Below are 14900 nucleotides of genomic sequence, written 5' to 3' on the forward strand. Positions count from 1 at the left end.
CGGCCGCCGCGATTCCCCCGGTCGGGTCAGGACCTTCGTCCCGGTGCCCGTGCCCGTGGACACCGGGCGGCGCAGCTGGTCCACTCCGGGCCATGGCCGGCTGGGACGACGTCGCGCGGGTGTGCCTGGCGCTGCCGGCCACCGCGGAGGGGACGTCCCGCGGGTGGCGGCAGTGGCAGGTCCGCGGCAAGGCCTTCGTGTGGGAGCGCCCGCTGGGGAAGAAGGACCGCGCCGAGCTGGGCGACGCAGCACCGCGCGGACCGGTGCTCGCCGCGTACGTGCCCGACGAGGGGGCCAAGCGGGCGCTGCTCGCCGCGGAGCCCGGCGTGTACTTCACGACGTCGCACTTCGCCGGCTACCCGGTCGTGCTGTGCCGGCTCGACGAGCTGGGCGAGGAGGAGCTCACCGAGCTCGCGGGCGAGGCGTGGGCGTGCCGGGCGCCGCGCCGGCTGGTCGCCGAGCACCTCGGCTGACCACGGGCCCGGCCGTCAGGCGGGCGGCACGATCCGCTCGATGACGTCGGCCGGCATCAGCCCGGCCTTGCCGAACCGACGGGTGGCCTCGAGGAACTGCGGCGCGGACCTGCCCAGCTCGACCAGCATCTCGCGGGCGGCGTCCTCCCGGCCGGCGAGCGCGGCCACCACGGCCCGCCACATCAGCTGGTCGGGCTCGGTGACCGGGTCCATCGGGCGCAGCAGCTCCAGCTCCCGGTCCGCGGTGACCGGGTCGCCGTCGATCGCCTGCTGGAAGTAGCGCACCACGTCCTGGTACCGGGCGCGGGTGACCAGCAGGTCGGCGAGGGCGGTCAGCGGATCCGCGGAGTCGTCCACCCGCAGGTCGACCACCATGTCGTGCCAGGGGCGGCCGGTGGTGGTGGCGCGGATGACCATGATCGCCGCGGACCGCCGGCCGCGGAAATCGCCGCCGGCCTCCTCCCCCGCCTGCAGCGAGCTGAGCAGCCGCTGCGCCAGCGGACCACCGGAGCCCTCGAACTGCTCGACCATCGCCTCCCACACCGCGGGCGAGGCGGCCATGTTGGCCAGCGCCACGCAGGTCTCGCCGGTGAGGTGCCCGGCGGCGTCGACGCACTGCGCACCGGTGTAGGCAGCGAGGTCGCCGTTCACGCCGAGGATCGCCAGCTGCCGCCGCTCGGGCTGCGGGTCGACGCTGCTCAGCGCGGTGAGCACCTCCTGCGCGGTGAAGCCGCCCTGCAGCAGGTCCAGCCCGACCGCGCCGTACATCGGCTCGGCCATCGACTGGGTGGCGATGACCCCGTGCCCGGGCAGGGCGAACGGGACGCTGTTGCCGACGGCGAAGGCCTGGGACTGGGTGGCGACCCCCATCTCCCCGGTCTCGGGGTCGCGGGCCACGATCGAGTACGTCACGGACCACGCCTACCCGGAGCGCCCCCCGGGAGCAAACACCTTCCCCCGCGGCCGGGGAACCGGTAGGCCAGGCGCATGCGCCGAGCCGCCGCCGTCCTGCTGCCGGTGCTCGCCCTGGGTGCGCTGGTCGCCTGCAGCGACGACACCGGGCCGACCGCGGCCGCCTCGTCGTCCGAGGAGCGCACACCGGAGTCGTCGCGGACCGCGTCACCGTCGACGAGCGCACCGTCGACGAGCGCGCCGTCCGGCTCCCCCGGCGCCGCGAGCCCGGGCCAGGTCCCCCGGCCGGCGCCGGGCACCTGCCAGCCGGTGGCCGAGTCCCCCGACGGGGTCTACCAGGTCGCCGACGCCGGCACCGTCACCCTGCGCCGGCAGGACGGCGGGCTCGGCGTCTCCGTCCGCTCGACCGGCGGCTGGGGGGTGTCCTCGCGCAGCAGCGGCGGCGAGGCCGACATCGAGTTCGGCCGCGACGGCGAGGAGATCGACTTCGAGGCCGAGGTGGAGGGCGGCCGGCTGGTCCTCCAGGTGTGCGACGACGACGACTGAGCGCCGCCGCCCGGTCAGCCGGCCAGCGCCTGCGCGGTGAGCTCCACCGACCGCAGCCGGCCCTCGACCGTCGGCGACTGGAAGGCGACGATCAGCTCGTCGGCGTCCGCGGTCTTGCGGAAGCCCTCCAGGTGGTCGGCGACCTGCGCCGGGGTGCCGACGGCGGTGTGCGTGAGCATGGAGCCCACGTGCTGCCCGGCACCCTGCGCGAGCAGCTGGTCGGCCTGCTCGTCGGTGAGGGGGCGGCCGCGGCCGAACAGGCCGGTGGCGAGGTTCCGGCGCACCGCCTCCAGCTGCGCGCGGGCGCCGTCCTCGGTGTCGTCGGCGATCACGTTCACGCCGGCGATCACGTACGGGCGGTCCAGCTGCTCCGACGGCTTGAACTCGCTGCGGTAGGCCTCCACCGCGGGCTCGAGCATCTGCGGCGCGAAGTGCGAGGCGAAGGCGTAGGGCAGCCCGAGGGCGGCGGCCAGGGTGGCCCCGAACATCGACGAGCCGAGGATGTACAGGGGCACCCGCGAGCCCTTGCCGGGGATGGCGTCGACGCCGGCCACCCGGGTCTCCCCGTTCAGGTAGCCCTGGAGCTCCACGACGTCCTGCGGGAAGCGGTCGGCCGAGCGCGGGTCGCGGCGCAGCGCGTACATCGTGTTCTGGTCGCTGCCGGGCGCGCGGCCCAGGCCCAGGTCGATCCGTCCGGGGTACATCGCCTCGAGGGTGCCGAACTGCTCGGCGATGGTGAGCGGCGAGTGGTTGGGCAGCATCACGCCGCCGGCGCCGAGCCGGATGGAGCGGGTCTGCGCGCCCACGTGCGCGATGAGCACGCTGGTCGCGGACGACGCGATGGTCGGCATGTTGTGGTGCTCGGCGTACCAGACCCGCTCGAAGCCGTGCTCCTCCGCGCGCTGGGCCAGGGCGACGCTGGCCGCGATGCTGGTGGTCACGGTCTCCCCGCGGACGATCGGGGCGAGGTCGAGGACGGACAGCGGGATGCGCATGGGGGGCTTGCCTTTCACGTCGGTTGCCCCTTCCAACCGACGGGGCGGCCGGAGGCTTCCCCGGCCGCCCCCGCGATCAGCGGCTCTGCAGCGCGTCGAGGGCGACGGCCATCGACGCGGCCACCCGGAAGTCCAGCCGCGGGTCCGGGACGGTGACGACGTAGCGGTCGCGGATCGCCTTGCGCCGCTCGCTGGTCATGACCACGGCGCCGGTGGCGGTGTCCTGGAAGTCGAAGTGGAAGACGAACGGCACCCAGACGTCGCCCAGGTACGGGATGAGCTCCCAGAACCGGCGGAGGATCGCGATGACCGGCCGCCGTTCCCGCCCGATCGCGTCCACGCCCGGTGCGGAGAGGTTCCAGGTGGACCGCAGCAGGCTGGCGCCGAACTGCTTGCTGAAGTAGCCGATGACGGTGCCGAACTCGTCGCGCACGTCGTGCTCGGCGCGCACGTCCAGCCGCTGGCGGGCCGTGAAGGAGAACACCGGCCGGCTCTTCGACTCGTCGGCGTAGAAGACCACCTCCTCCTTGAGCTTCATCCGCTTCTGCTGGGCGAACGCCAGGAGGTGGCCCTCGCTGCCGTCGGGGTTCAGCGCCCGGATCTCGTAGCGGTTGACCATCACGGTGATCCGCTGGGAGATGGCGAAGGCCGGCACGTGCATGGCGGCCGGCTGCGGCTGCGAGGACGACGTCACGGGAGCTCCTGGTCGGATCGGAGGGGGCGCGTCCCATCCTGGCGCACGCGCCGTTCCCAGATCCCTTTCCCCCGCCCGGTGTCCGTGGTGCACTGCGCTCGTCGGAGGACGCTCGACGACGAGCAGCACCCGGGAGCCCGCATGGCGTGCGCGCAGGACGAGGAGGCGGCCCCCGCCGGGAACGGCGGACCGGGCCGGGCGGTCCGGTGACCGCGACCGCGCCGCGCGGCACCGGGGCCGTCGTCCCCGGCTCGGGGAACGGCATGCCCCCGCCGCGCCGCGCGGCGATCACCGCCCGCACGCTGCGCGCCGACCGCTGGTGGCTGCAACCGCTGGTCACCGTCGGGGTGCTCGTGCTGTTCATCGCCTACTCGACGTTCCGCGCCTTCCAGAACGCGCACTACTACGCCGAGCCCTACATCTCGCCGTTCTACTCGCCCTGCATCACGACCCGCTGCGAGGGCGACAGCTTCCCGGAGTTCGTCACGGGCCCGGCCTGGATCTCACCGGCGATCTACATCCTGGTGCTGCCCCTGGGGATCCGGCTGACCTGCTACTACTACCGGAAGGCGTACTACCGGTCGTTCTGGCTGGCGCCGCCCGCGTGCGCCGTCGCCGAGCCGCACCGCCGGTACACCGGGGAGACCAGGCTGCCGCTGCTCGGGCAGAACGTGCACCGGTACTTCCTCTACGCCGCCCTCGTCTTCAACGTCATCCTGTTCTACGAGGCGATCCGGGGCTTCCGCGACGAGAGCGGCGAGTGGGGGCACATGGGCCTGGGCACCCTGGTGCTGCTGGTCAACGCCGTGCTGCTGTTCCTGTACTCGGTGTCCTGCCACTCCTGCCGGCACATCGTCGGCGGCCGGCTGAACCACTTCTCGCGGCACCCGCTGCGCTACCGCGCGTGGACGCTGGTGTCCCGGCTGAACGCCCGGCACATGCAGTACGCCTGGGCGTCGCTGTTCACCGTCGCGTTCGCCGACTTCTACGTCTTCCTCCTGGCCACGGACACGATCAGCGACCTGAGGTTCTTCTGATGGAGCTCGAGCGGCACGAGTACGACGTCGTCGTCGTGGGGGCGGGCGGGGCGGGGCTCCGGGCCGCGATCGCGGCGCACGAGCAGGGGGCGCGCACCGCCGTCGTCTGCAAGTCGCTGCTCGGCAAGGCGCACACCGTGATGGCCGAGGGCGGGATCGCCGCGGCGATGGCCAACCTCTACCCCGAGGACAACTGGCGGGTGCACTTCCGCGACACCATGCGCGGCGGGAAGATGCTCAACCACTGGCGCATGGCCCAGCTGCACGCCCAGGAGGCGCCGGACCGGGTGCGCGAGCTGGAGGACTGGGGCGCGCTGTTCGACCGCACCCCCGACGGGCTGATCAGCCAGCGCGACTTCGGCGGGCACCGGTACGCCCGGCTGGCGCACGTCGGCGACCGCACCGGACTCGAGCTGATCCGCACGCTGCAGCAGCGCACGGTCGCGCTCGGCATCGACGTCTTCATGGAGTGCACGATCACCCGGCTGCTCACCGACGACGAGGGCGTCACCGGAGCGTTCGGCTACTGGCGGGAGAGCGGCCGGTTCGTCGCCTGGCAGGCGCCCTCGGTGGTGCTGGCCACCGGGGGGATCGGCAAGTCCTACAAGGTCACCTCGAACTCGTGGGAGTACACCGGCGACGGCCACTCCCTGGCGCTCCAGGCCGGCGCGACGCTGGTCAACATGGAGTTCGTCCAGTTCCACCCGACGGGCATGGTCTGGCCGCCGTCGGTGCGCGGGATCCTGGTCACCGAGAGCGTCCGGGGCGACGGCGGCGTGCTGCGGAACTCGGCGGGCAACCGGTTCATGTTCGACTACATCCCCGACTTCTTCCGCAAGGAGACGGCGGAGACCGAGGACGAGGCCGACCGCTGGTACGAGGACAAGAAGAACAACCGGCGGCCACCCGAGCTGCTCCCCCGCGACGAGGTGGCCCGGGCCATCAACAGCGAGGTCAAGGCCGGCCGCGGCTCGCCGCACGGCGGGGTGTTCCTCGACATCGCCTCCCGCCGCTCACCGGAGTACATCCGCAAGCGGCTGCCGTCGATGTACCACCAGTTCAAGGAGCTGGCCGAGGTCGACATCACCGCCGACCCGATGGAGGTCGGCCCCACCTGCCACTACGTGATGGGCGGGGTCGAGGTGGACCCCGACACCGAGGCCTCCCGCGTGCCGGGGCTGTTCGCCGCCGGTGAGGTCGCCGGGGGCATGCACGGGTCCAACCGGCTCGGTGGGAACTCGCTGTCGGACCTGCTGGTCTTCGGCCGGCGGGCCGGGCTGGCCGCGGCGGAGCACGCCGTCAAGCGCAGCGGGGCGGTGGCCCTCGCCGAGGCCGACCTGGTGGAGGCGGCGCGCGCGGCGCTGGCCCCGTTCGAGCGGGAGGGTGGCGAGAACCCGTACACCGTCCAGCACGACCTGCAGCAGACGATGCACGACCTGGTCGGCATCATCCGGACCGCGCCGGAGATGGAGCAGGCCCTCGCGCGGATCGCGGAGCTCCAGGAGCGGGTCGCCACCCTCTCCGTGGAAGGGCACCGGCAGTACAACCCGGGCTGGCACCTCGCCCTGGACCTGCCGCACATGCTGCTGGTCAGCGAGTGCATCGCCCGCGCCGCCCTCGCCCGGGAGGAGAGCCGCGGCGGGCACACACGGGACGACTTCCCGGCCACCGACGCCGGGTGGGCCCGGACCAACCTGATCTGCTCGCGCGCGCCCGACGGCTCGGTGGCGCTGGCGCGGCAGCCGCTGCCCGAGATGCCCGCCGAGCTCGCGGAGATCTTCGAGGAGACCGCATGAGCTACGACGCGCGGTTCCGGGTCTGGCGGGGGGACGCCTCCGGCGGCGATCTGCAGGACTTCACCGTCGCGGTGCACGAGGGCGAGGTCGTGCTCGACGTGGTGCACCGGCTGCAGGCCACGCAGGCCGGCGACCTCGCCGTCCGGTGGAACTGCAAGGCCGGCAAGTGCGGGTCGTGCAGCGCGGAGATCAACGGGCGGCCGCGGCTGATGTGCATGACGCGGATGAGCACGTTCGGCGAGGACGAGACCGTGACCGTCACCCCGCTGCGCGGGTTCCCGGTGATCCGCGACCTGGTCACCGACGTGTCCTTCAACTACGACAAGGCCGCCCAGGTGCCCGCGTTCACCCCCCGGCCGCGTGACCCCGACGGCAACCACCGGATGCAGCAGGTCGACGTCGAGCGCTCGCAGGAGTTCCGCAAGTGCATCGAGTGCTGGCTCTGCCAGGACACCTGCCACGTCATCCGCGACCACGAGGAGAACAAGGCGGCCTTCGCCGGGCCCCGGTTCCTCATCCGGCTGGCCGAGCTGGACATGCACCCGCTGGACGTCGTCGACCGCCGGGACGCGGCGCAGGACTCCTTCGGCCTGGGGTACTGCAACATCACCAAGTGCTGCAGCGAGGTCTGCCCCGAGGGCATCCACCTCACCGACAACGGGATCATCCCGCTCAAGGAGCGGGTGGTCGACCGGAGGTTCGACCCGCTCACCTGGCTGGGGTCGCGGATCGGCCGGCGGCGCGGTGACCCCGGTCAGGGACCGTCGCCGAAGTAGGTGCCCGCCGGCGGCAGCGGCCGGCGGACCACCGGCCGCACCCTGCGGGCGGCCCCCAGCCGGCTGGTGTAGCTCGCTGCGTCGGCGCGGATGTGCGCCAGGTCCTCGTCGGTGGTCGGCCGCACGACCTTGGCCGGGACGCCGGCGACGACCGACCCCGGGGGCACGGTCGCGTTCGGCGGGACGACCGCCCCGGCCGCGACGATCGACCCCGCGCCGATGTGCGCACCGTTCATGACGATGCTGCCCATCCCGACCAGGACGTCGTCGTCGATCCGGGCGCCGTGCAGCACGACCCGGTGGCCGACGGTCACCCCGCCACCCACCTGCAGCGGGAAGCCGGGGTCCGAGTGCAGCACGCACCCGTCCTGCACGTTCGTGCCGGGTCCGATGACGATGGTCTCCTCGTCGGCCCGGATCACGACGCCGTACCAGACGCTGGCCCCGGCGTTCAGCGTGACGGCGCCGACCACCACCGCGGTCGGCGCCACGAACGCCTCGTCGTCGATCTTCGGCGCACCGAAGTGCAGTTCCGCGATGTAGTTGTCCGCCATCTCCCGCGCCTCCCGGTCGTGCCGTCGAGTGTCGCGGAGACGGGCGCGTCCGAGGAGGGGTTCGGCCGCGCCGCTGACGGGGTCGCGCGGAGGGCGGACGTCCACACCGGGACGGTCCACGGGTTCACGGGCACGCCGCGGCCTCAGGCGGCCGGGCGCTGCCGGCTGCCCGACACCGCGCCGTTGATCCGGCGGGCCAGCCGCTCCGCGGCGCTGACCGGTTCGTCCGCCGCGGACGGCGCCGGCGGGAGCAGCACCCACAGCAGCAGGTACAGGAGGACGGCGGACCCGCCGACGAACGCGAAGCACACGAAGCCGACCCGCCAGAGCACGGCGTCGATGCCGCTGTACTCGGCGAGGCCGCCGCAGACGCCACCGGCCATGCGGTCGGTGCCGCTGCGGCGCAGGACCGGGCGAGCGGGGGCGGGGGCGGGGTTCAGGGGTGCAGTCATGCCACCAACCTGCCGCGCCACCGCCGTCCCCGACCATCGGGTGACGCCCTGATCCGTCCCCGGTTCCCGGAGGCCGGGGACCCCAGGGAGGTCCCCGACCGGCGGGTCAGCCGCGGTGGGCCAGGGCCTCGGCGTCCTGCCCGGTCCCGGCCTCCGCTTGGGACCCGGCCTCGATCGCCGGCATGGGCCCGGTGCCGTCGTCCGGCGGCAGCTCGCGGGCGACGTTCGCCGCGGGTGCGGGCCGGTTCGGGGCCCGTCCCGGAGGCTGCGGCAGCGCGCCGGGGTCGGCGCGTCCCCACTCGTTCTCCACGTCCGTGAGGAGCGCCTCAAGGTAGGAGCGCAGCTGCACGCGGCAGGCCTGCGCGAACGCCTTGAGGTAGGCGACCTGGTCCTCCAGCTCCTGCGGCGTGAGCCCGCTGGGCGCGGCGGCCGGCCCGGCCTCGGCGGTCATGCGGGTGGCGGCTTCCTGCGCGGCCTGGATGATCGCGCCGGCCGTCTCGCGCGCGTGGCGGAGCTGCTCCTCGTGCTGCGCGCGGGCATCGGCGGTGACCTGCCGGCTGAAGTCCTCGGCCTCGGCGACGTAGGCGTCCGCCGTCTGCTGCGCGGTGGCCAGCAGCCGGACCGCCTGCTCGCTGGGCGGCAGCGGGGCCTCGGCGGCGCCCTCCACCTGGGCCTGCAGCGCGTGCACGCGGTCGCGCAGCTCGGCCTTCTCGGCGTGCAGCCGGGCCAGCTCCTCGCCGAGCCGGTTGAGGAACCGGTCGACCTGGTCCTCGCTGTACCCCGGGCGCAGCATCGTCCCGCGGTCGAAGCGCACGTCCTGCACGTCGGCCGGGCTGATCCTGCGGCTGGAACCGTTCTCGGTGCTGGTCATTCGGTCACCTCTCCGTCTGCGCTGGGCCCCGGCCGGCTGGGGGCGAAGATCTCTGTCCTGATGCGCTCGCTGCGCAGGCCCGAGGCGCGCAGCCGGCCGGCGGTGTCCTCCACCATCGCGGCCGGCCCGGCGACGTAGGCGTCGCGGCTGAGCCAGGGGCCGTGCCGCAGGACGACCTCCCCGACGTCGCCGTGCTCCAGGTCGGACTCCTTGTCGTCGGAGACGGCGAGCGTGACCGACAACCAGGGGTGCTCCCGGTCGAGCCGGGCCAGCTCGGCCCGGTCGTAGAAGTGGTCCTCGGTGCGGGCACCGAGGAACAGGTCCACCCGCCGCGGCGGGCCGTGCCGCGCGATCTGGTCGACGACCGCCTTCACCGGCGCCCAGCCGGTGCCGCCGGCGACCAGCAGCAGGTCGCGGTCGGAGTCGGGGTCGAACGCCAGGTGCCCGACCGGCGGGCCCAGCCGCAGGATGTCGCCCTCGCCGGCCTGGCGGACCAGCGCGCCGCTGACCGGGCCGCCGTCGTGCGCCTTCACGTGGATCTCGAGCAGCCCGTCCTCCCGCGGCACGTTGGCCGGCGAGTAGTAGCGCCACAGCCGCGGCCGCAGGTCGCTCTCCAGGGAGATGGAGTCGCCCGGCAGCCAGGTGAGCTCCGGTTCCGGGCGCAGCCGGAGGACGGCGGTGTCGAAGGTGCGCCGCTCGTGGCTGACGACCTCCGCCTTCCACCACGGCGGCTCGTCGGAGGCCTCCTCGGCCGCCTCGACCATGACCTGGGCGACGAGCTCGTAGGCGGCGGCCCAGTCGGCGGCCAGCTGCTCGTCCCACTCGTCGTCGAAGTGCTGCAGCGTGGCCAGCAGGCTGGCGCCGACGGCCGGGTAGTGGGCCGGCAGCGCGCCGAACTTGCGGTGGTCGCGACCGAGCTGCTGGAGGATCGGCACCAGCGAGGGCAGGTCGTCGACGCGGGCGACGACCTCCCCGAGGGCGGCGAACAACCGGTCGCGCTGGTGGGCCATCGAGACCGGGAACATGCTCCGGGTCTCCGGGTGGGTCAGGAACAGGTGGGCGTAGAAGTACAGCGGCGCCTCGTCGCCGGCCGCGGCGGCCTTGGCGAAGTTGGCCCGCATGGCTGGGATGTCCACGACAGGTCTCCTCGGGTGCGGACCGCGGTCAGCCGGCGGTCGGCCTTCGGGTGCCCTGCTGGTCGGGACGGTGGTGGAACGACATCACTGCTCCTGCTCTCCCCCGTGACGTCGGTGCTGTACCTGCGTGGCCCTCCGATCGGTCACGCCGGTCGGACGGAGCGACTACGGAGAGCGTAACGAGGGTGACGGCTGACCACGACTCGTCACGGAGCGATGCATCACGGCGACTCTGCGTGAAGCCTCTCCTCTCTTCCACGATCCCCCGGGACCGGCGAGCATGCAGGGGCGGGAAGGAGGCAGCCGTGGCGGAGAACCCCCGGATCGGACCGGTCGAGCGGGCCACCGGTCGCGCGTGGGACGAGTGGATGCGCTTCTTCGAGGGCATCGGTGCTGCGGATCTGGACCACTCCCAGATCGCCCTTCGCGTCTACGAGCAGCTCGACGGGACCGTGGAACGGGTGGGCTGGTGGACCCAGTCGGTGACGGTCGCCTACGAGCAGCACATCGGCCGGCGGGTCCCCGGCCAGCGCCCCGACGGCACCTTCCAGACCAGCGTCAGCCGGGCCACGCCCTTCGCCATGCGGGATCTGATGGACCGCTGGGTCGCGTTCGCCACCGACGACCCCGTCGTCCGGGACGTCGTCGTACCGGAGGCGCCCAAGGTCAGCGGCACCGACCGGCGGATCACCTGGCGGACGAAGGCCGCGGACGGGTCGTCGGTCGTCGTCACCAGCGAGCCGAAGAGGAACGGGACGGCGTCGCTCGTCGCCACCCAGATCGGGCTGGCCACCCCCGAGCTGAACGACGCCGCCCGTCAGCGGTGGACCGAGGTGGTCGAACGCTTCCTCGCCGGTCTCACGGACTCGTAAGGACGACGAGCTGCTGGGTCGCCCGGGTCATCGCGACGTAGCGGTCCACGGCGCCCTCGACGCCGGCACCGAACCCGTCGGGGTCCACGAGGACGACCAGGTCGAACTCGAGCCCCTTCGCCAGCACCGGGGTCAGCGACCGGACGCGGTCGGTCCCCCGGAACGACGGGGAGCCGATGACGCAGCCGATCCCCTCGGCGTGCTCGGCCGCCCACTGCGCGAGGACCGCGGGCAGCTCCGCCGTCGTCCCGTGGCGGACCGGGACGCCGCTGCTGCGCACCGACGTCGGGACGTTCGCGTCCGGGAGCGCGGCCCGGATGACCGGCTCGGCCTCGGCCATGACCTCGGCCGGCGTCCGGTAGTTGATGCTCAGCGAGGCGACCTCCACGCCGCGCAGCCCGATCCGCGCCAGCCGCTCCTGCCACGACCCGGCGAAGCCGTGCCGCGCCTGGGCCCGGTCGCCGACGATCGTGAAACTGCCGGACGGGCAGCGCCGGAGCAGCACCTGCCACTCGGCGTCGGTCAGCTCCTGCGCCTCGTCGACGACCACGTGCCCGAAGGGTCCGGCGAGCAGGTCGCGCGTCGCCGCGGGCAGCGCTGCCTCGTCGACCAGGGCGTCGCGCAGGTCCGCGTGCCGGAGGCTCGTCATCAGCAGCAGCTCGGAGTCGTCGGCCTCGATCAGGTGGTCGATGACGTCGGCCATCCGCGCGCGCTCGAACGCCGCGGCGGCCTCGGCGCGACGGGCGCGGCGGGAGTTCTCCGGATCGCCGAGCCGGGCGCGGGCGGCGTCCAGGAACGGGAGGTCGGGCACCGTCCACGCCGATGCGTCGGCGCGCTGCAGCGTGCGGACCTCGTCGGCCGTCAGCTCCGGGGCGCACGTGCGCAGGTAGGCCGGCACCGACCAGAGGTCCCCGACCAGCTCCGCCGGCTCCAGCAGCGGCCACGCCCGCGAGAACGCCGCCCGCAGCTCGCGGTCCCGAGCGAGCACCTCCCGCAGCTCGCCGTCGTCCTCGTCTGCGGCCTTGTCCTCCAGGACGGTGAGCAGCGCCTCCCAGACCTGCTCCCGCGCGTCGTTGTGCGGGGTGCCGGGGTCGGGGGCCTCGAACGCCTCGGCCCAGTCGTCGGGGCCGAGCCGGAGGTCCGACCACGGCGTCTCGACGACGAGCCCGCGGGGAGGTGGCTGCTCGTAGAAGCGCACGGCGGCGTCGACCACCGCCTCGACGTCCACCCCCGCCTTGAGCCGGGCGACGTCCGGGTCGCCCTCCTCCGCCGCCGTGGCGCCCTCGGGGACGAGGTCGCGCAGCGTGCAGGTGCGCACGCCCTCCTCGCCGAGACCGGGCAGGACGTCGGAGACGTAGGCGAGGTAGGGCTCGTGCGGGCCGACGAACAGCACGCCGCCGCGCGCGGCCAGCCGCTGGTCGGCGTACAGCAGGTAGGCGGTGCGGTGCAGGGCGACGACGGTCTTCCCCGTGCCCGGCCCGCCGTCGACGACGAGGGCGCCGTCGGAACCCGCGCGGATGATCGCGTCCTGGTCGGCCTGGATGGTGCCGAGGACGTCGCGCATGCGGGGTGACCGGTCGCTGCCCAGGCTGGCGATGAACGCGGACTGGTCGTCCAGCGCGGCGTGCCCCTCGAGGCCTTCTGCGGTGAAGACCTCGTCCCAGTAGTCGGTGATCCGGCCGCGGGTCCACCGGTACCGGCGGCGGCTGGCCAGGCCCATGGGGTCGGCGTGCGTGGCGGCGAAGAACGGCGCCGCGGCCGGCGATCGCCAGTCGACGAGCAGCCGGCGGCCGTCGGGATCGGTGAGCCCGAGCCGGCCGATGTACAGCGGCTCGCCACCGTCGGTGCCGACGATGCGGCCCAGGCAGAGGTCGAGGCCGAACCGGCGCAGGGTGCGCAGCCGGGAGGTGAGCCGGTGGATCTCGAGGTCGCGGTCCAGGGCCTCCTGACCGGATCCACCCGGCGCCCGGCGCTCGGCGTCGAGCCGCTCGGTCAGCCGGGCGATCGCCTCGTCCAGGCCGGCGGTCATGGCGGCGAAGAACTGCTGGTCGGCGGCGATGAGGGCGGGGTCGTCCTTGGCCGCGAGGTGGTCGGGGAGGTCGAACGGGGCGGTGGTCAGGGCGCTCACGGCGGGCGATGCTCCACCCCTCCCCCGGTCTTGCCGCAAGCCCCGGGGTCGGCTATACGTTGAAGTGGGAAGAGAACCGTGGGCCCGCGGCCATGGCCTTCCCCCTCCACCAGGTGTCACAGCCGGCCTCGGGCCGGTGTCTCCATGTCGACCCGGATCGACGACCTGGAGGAGACATGACCAGCACCCGCATCCCCGCGACCGAGATCACCGGCCTCTACGGCACCCTGCTCAAGGCGATCAGCCGCAAGCTCCTCGGCTCGGTGCCGGAGGGCGCGGCGGTGATGTGGCACTACCCCGCCGTCCTGAAGGACTCGATGGCGTTCGGCCGCAAGGTCGATTCGTGGAACCGGCTGGATCCGCACCTGGCCACCTTCGCGAGCATGGCCGCGGCCGGTGCCATCGGCTGCAGCTTCTGCCTGGACCTCCACTACTTCATGTCCCACGACCGCGGCCTCGACCAGGCGAAGGCGCGGGAGGTGCCGCGCTGGCGGGAGTCCGCCGTCTTCACCCCGCTGGAGCGGCAGGTCATGGAGTACGCCGAGGCGATGAGCGCGACGCCCATCACCGTGACCGACGAGCTGTCGGCGGCGCTGCTCGAGCAGCTCGGTGCGCCCGCGCTCGTGGAGCTGACCGCCCGGATCGGCTTCATGAACTCCAGCGCCCGCGGGAACGTCGCCCTCGGCATCCGGTCGCAGGAGTTCGCGGCGTCCTGCGGGCTGCCGCCACTGGCCGCTCCCGCCACCGAGGGCGCCACCCCGGCATGACCGACGACCCGTTCCTCGCCCACCGCGGCCTGCTCTTCACCGTCGCCTACGAGCTGCTCGGTTCCGGCGCCGACGCCGATGACGTGGTGCAGGAGACCTGGCTGCGGTGGGCGGCGGTCGACCAGGCCGCGGTGCACGACCCGCGGGCGTACCTGGTGCGGATCGTCACCCGCCAGGCGCTGAACCGGCTGCGCACCGTGTCGCGACGGCGCGAGGACTACGTCGGCGAGTGGCTGCCCGAGCCGCTGCTGACCAGCCCGGACGTGGCCGAGGACGTGGAGCTGGCCGAGAGCGTCTCCATCGCGATGCTCACCGTGCTGGAGACGCTGGGGCCCACCGAGCGGGCTGTCCTGGTGCTGCACGAGGTGTTCGACGTGCCCTACGACGAGATCGCCGCCGCTGTGGGCAAGACAGCCGCCGCGGTGCGGCAGATCGCGCACCGGGCGCGGGAGCACGTGGCGGCGCGCCGGCCGCGGATGGCGGTCAGCCGCTCCGAGCAGCAGCAGGTCGTGGAGCGGTTCCTCGCCGCGCTCACCGCCGGGGACCTGCAGGGACTGCTCGACGTGCTGGCGCCCGACGTCGTCGTGCTCGCCGACGGCGGAGGGCTGGCGCCGGCGGCCCTGCGCCCGATCGCCGGCGGGCGGCGGGTCGCCAACGCGCTGTCCCGGTTCGCGGAGCTGGTCCCGGACGTGCCCATCACCACGCCGCTGCTCAACGGGACCGTGGGCGCGCGGATCGACCCGGGCGGCGAGTTCGACACGGCGATCGCGTTCGTCGTCCAGGCCGGCCGGATCACCCGCATGTACGCCATGCGGAACCCGAGAAAACTCGGCAGGCTCGACTCCGTAGCCGAGCTGCGGCGGTGATCGAGCCCGCGGCCCTCAGCGGGGA

At 73.7% G+C, this 14900-nt stretch carries 16 protein-coding genes; 8 read left to right on the forward strand and 8 right to left on the reverse strand.

The window, feature by feature from the left end; all coding sequences use genetic code 11:
* The first annotated feature begins 92 nt into the window (after window positions 1-92).
* The gene (locus tag DQ241_RS08510) at window positions 93-473 is read left to right on the forward strand and encodes an MmcQ/YjbR family DNA-binding protein (protein WP_113829738.1); all 381 of its coding nucleotides are present in this window, start codon (window positions 93-95) and stop codon (window positions 471-473) included.
* A 15-nt stretch (window positions 474-488) separates the two neighbouring features.
* Here the strand turns inward: DQ241_RS08510 and DQ241_RS08515 are convergent, their stop codons facing one another.
* Complete coding sequence (locus DQ241_RS08515) at window positions 489-1385, reverse strand: DUF1028 domain-containing protein (protein ID WP_113829739.1); 897 nt, start codon at window positions 1383-1385, stop codon at window positions 489-491.
* A 75-nt stretch (window positions 1386-1460) separates the two neighbouring features.
* Between DQ241_RS08515 and DQ241_RS08520 the strand changes: the two genes are divergently transcribed.
* Window positions 1461-1931 (forward strand): hypothetical protein, encoded by a 471-nt coding sequence (locus tag DQ241_RS08520; RefSeq protein ID WP_113829740.1) that lies wholly within the window; start codon window positions 1461-1463, stop codon window positions 1929-1931.
* 14 nt (window positions 1932-1945) lie between these two features.
* Here DQ241_RS08520 and DQ241_RS08525 read toward each other — a convergent pair whose 3' ends face one another.
* Together DQ241_RS08525 and DQ241_RS08530 are read right to left on the reverse strand one after the other, a co-directional pair.
* Window positions 1946-2944 carry an LLM class flavin-dependent oxidoreductase gene (locus DQ241_RS08525; protein ID WP_233492318.1) on the reverse strand — a complete coding sequence of 333 codons (999 nt, stop codon included), beginning with the start codon at window positions 2942-2944 and terminating at the stop codon, window positions 1946-1948.
* A 58-nt stretch (window positions 2945-3002) separates the two neighbouring features.
* Window positions 3003-3620 carry a hypothetical protein gene (locus DQ241_RS08530; RefSeq protein ID WP_233492319.1) on the reverse strand — a complete coding sequence of 206 codons (618 nt, stop codon included), beginning with the start codon at window positions 3618-3620 and terminating at the stop codon, window positions 3003-3005.
* A gap of 206 nt (window positions 3621-3826) precedes the next feature.
* Between DQ241_RS08530 and DQ241_RS08535 the strand changes: the two genes are divergently transcribed.
* Genes DQ241_RS08535 through DQ241_RS08545 form a run of 3 tightly spaced genes read left to right on the forward strand, consistent with a single transcriptional unit; the run spans window position 3827 to window position 7229 of the window.
* Entirely contained in the window at window positions 3827-4657 is an 831-nt protein-coding gene (locus tag DQ241_RS08535; RefSeq protein WP_113829742.1) for a hypothetical protein, read from the forward strand.
* Window positions 4657-6453 (forward strand): fumarate reductase/succinate dehydrogenase flavoprotein subunit, encoded by a 1797-nt coding sequence (locus tag DQ241_RS08540; protein WP_199584218.1) that lies wholly within the window; start codon window positions 4657-4659, stop codon window positions 6451-6453. The genes DQ241_RS08535 and DQ241_RS08540 overlap by 1 nt, the downstream gene beginning before the upstream one ends.
* Window positions 6450-7229 carry a succinate dehydrogenase/fumarate reductase iron-sulfur subunit gene (locus DQ241_RS08545; RefSeq protein WP_113829743.1) on the forward strand — a complete coding sequence of 260 codons (780 nt, stop codon included), beginning with the start codon at window positions 6450-6452 and terminating at the stop codon, window positions 7227-7229. The genes DQ241_RS08540 and DQ241_RS08545 overlap by 4 nt, the downstream gene beginning before the upstream one ends.
* Here DQ241_RS08545 and DQ241_RS08550 read toward each other — a convergent pair.
* The 4 genes from DQ241_RS08550 to DQ241_RS08565 all read right to left on the reverse strand — a co-directional run bounded on the left by DQ241_RS08550 (window position 7208) and on the right by DQ241_RS08565 (window position 10242).
* Window positions 7208-7783, reverse strand: a complete 576-nt coding sequence (locus DQ241_RS08550; RefSeq protein ID WP_113829966.1) for a gamma carbonic anhydrase family protein — start codon at window positions 7781-7783, stop codon at window positions 7208-7210. The two genes, DQ241_RS08545 and DQ241_RS08550, sit on opposite strands and share 22 nt — an antisense overlap.
* A gap of 143 nt (window positions 7784-7926) precedes the next feature.
* Window positions 7927-8235, reverse strand: coding sequence for a PspC domain-containing protein (locus DQ241_RS08555; protein WP_113829744.1), 309 nt, complete (start codon window positions 8233-8235; stop codon window positions 7927-7929).
* Window positions 8236-8341: 106 nt separating this feature from the next.
* On the reverse strand, window positions 8342-9106 hold the full coding sequence (locus DQ241_RS08560) for a DivIVA domain-containing protein (RefSeq protein WP_113829745.1): 765 nt from the start codon (window positions 9104-9106) through the stop codon (window positions 8342-8344).
* On the reverse strand, window positions 9103-10242 hold the full coding sequence (locus DQ241_RS08565; protein WP_113829746.1) for a globin domain-containing protein: 1140 nt from the start codon (window positions 10240-10242) through the stop codon (window positions 9103-9105). The genes DQ241_RS08560 and DQ241_RS08565 overlap by 4 nt, the downstream gene beginning before the upstream one ends.
* A 305-nt stretch (window positions 10243-10547) precedes the next feature.
* Between DQ241_RS08565 and DQ241_RS08570 the strand changes: the two genes are divergently transcribed.
* Entirely contained in the window at window positions 10548-11114 is a 567-nt protein-coding gene (locus DQ241_RS08570) for a hypothetical protein (RefSeq protein ID WP_113829747.1), read from the forward strand.
* Here the strand turns inward: DQ241_RS08570 and helR are convergent.
* Window positions 11101-13242 carry an RNA polymerase recycling motor ATPase HelR gene (helR, locus tag DQ241_RS08575; protein ID WP_113829748.1) on the reverse strand — a complete coding sequence of 714 codons (2142 nt, stop codon included), beginning with the start codon at window positions 13240-13242 and terminating at the stop codon, window positions 11101-11103. The two genes, DQ241_RS08570 and helR, sit on opposite strands and share 14 nt — an antisense overlap.
* A gap of 176 nt (window positions 13243-13418) precedes the next feature.
* On the opposite strand from helR, the gene DQ241_RS08580 reads away from it, so the two are divergent.
* Window positions 13419-14009, forward strand: a complete 591-nt coding sequence (locus DQ241_RS08580) for a carboxymuconolactone decarboxylase family protein (protein ID WP_113829749.1) — start codon at window positions 13419-13421, stop codon at window positions 14007-14009.
* Complete coding sequence (locus tag DQ241_RS08585) at window positions 14006-14875, forward strand: RNA polymerase sigma-70 factor (RefSeq protein ID WP_113829750.1); 870 nt, start codon at window positions 14006-14008, stop codon at window positions 14873-14875. The genes DQ241_RS08580 and DQ241_RS08585 overlap by 4 nt, the downstream gene beginning before the upstream one ends.
* Window positions 14876-14900: the final 25 nt, after the last annotated feature.

Source organism: Blastococcus sp. TF02A-30, assembly GCF_003319185.1.
In the GTDB taxonomy this organism is placed as follows: Bacteria; Actinomycetota; Actinomycetes; order Mycobacteriales; family Geodermatophilaceae; genus Blastococcus.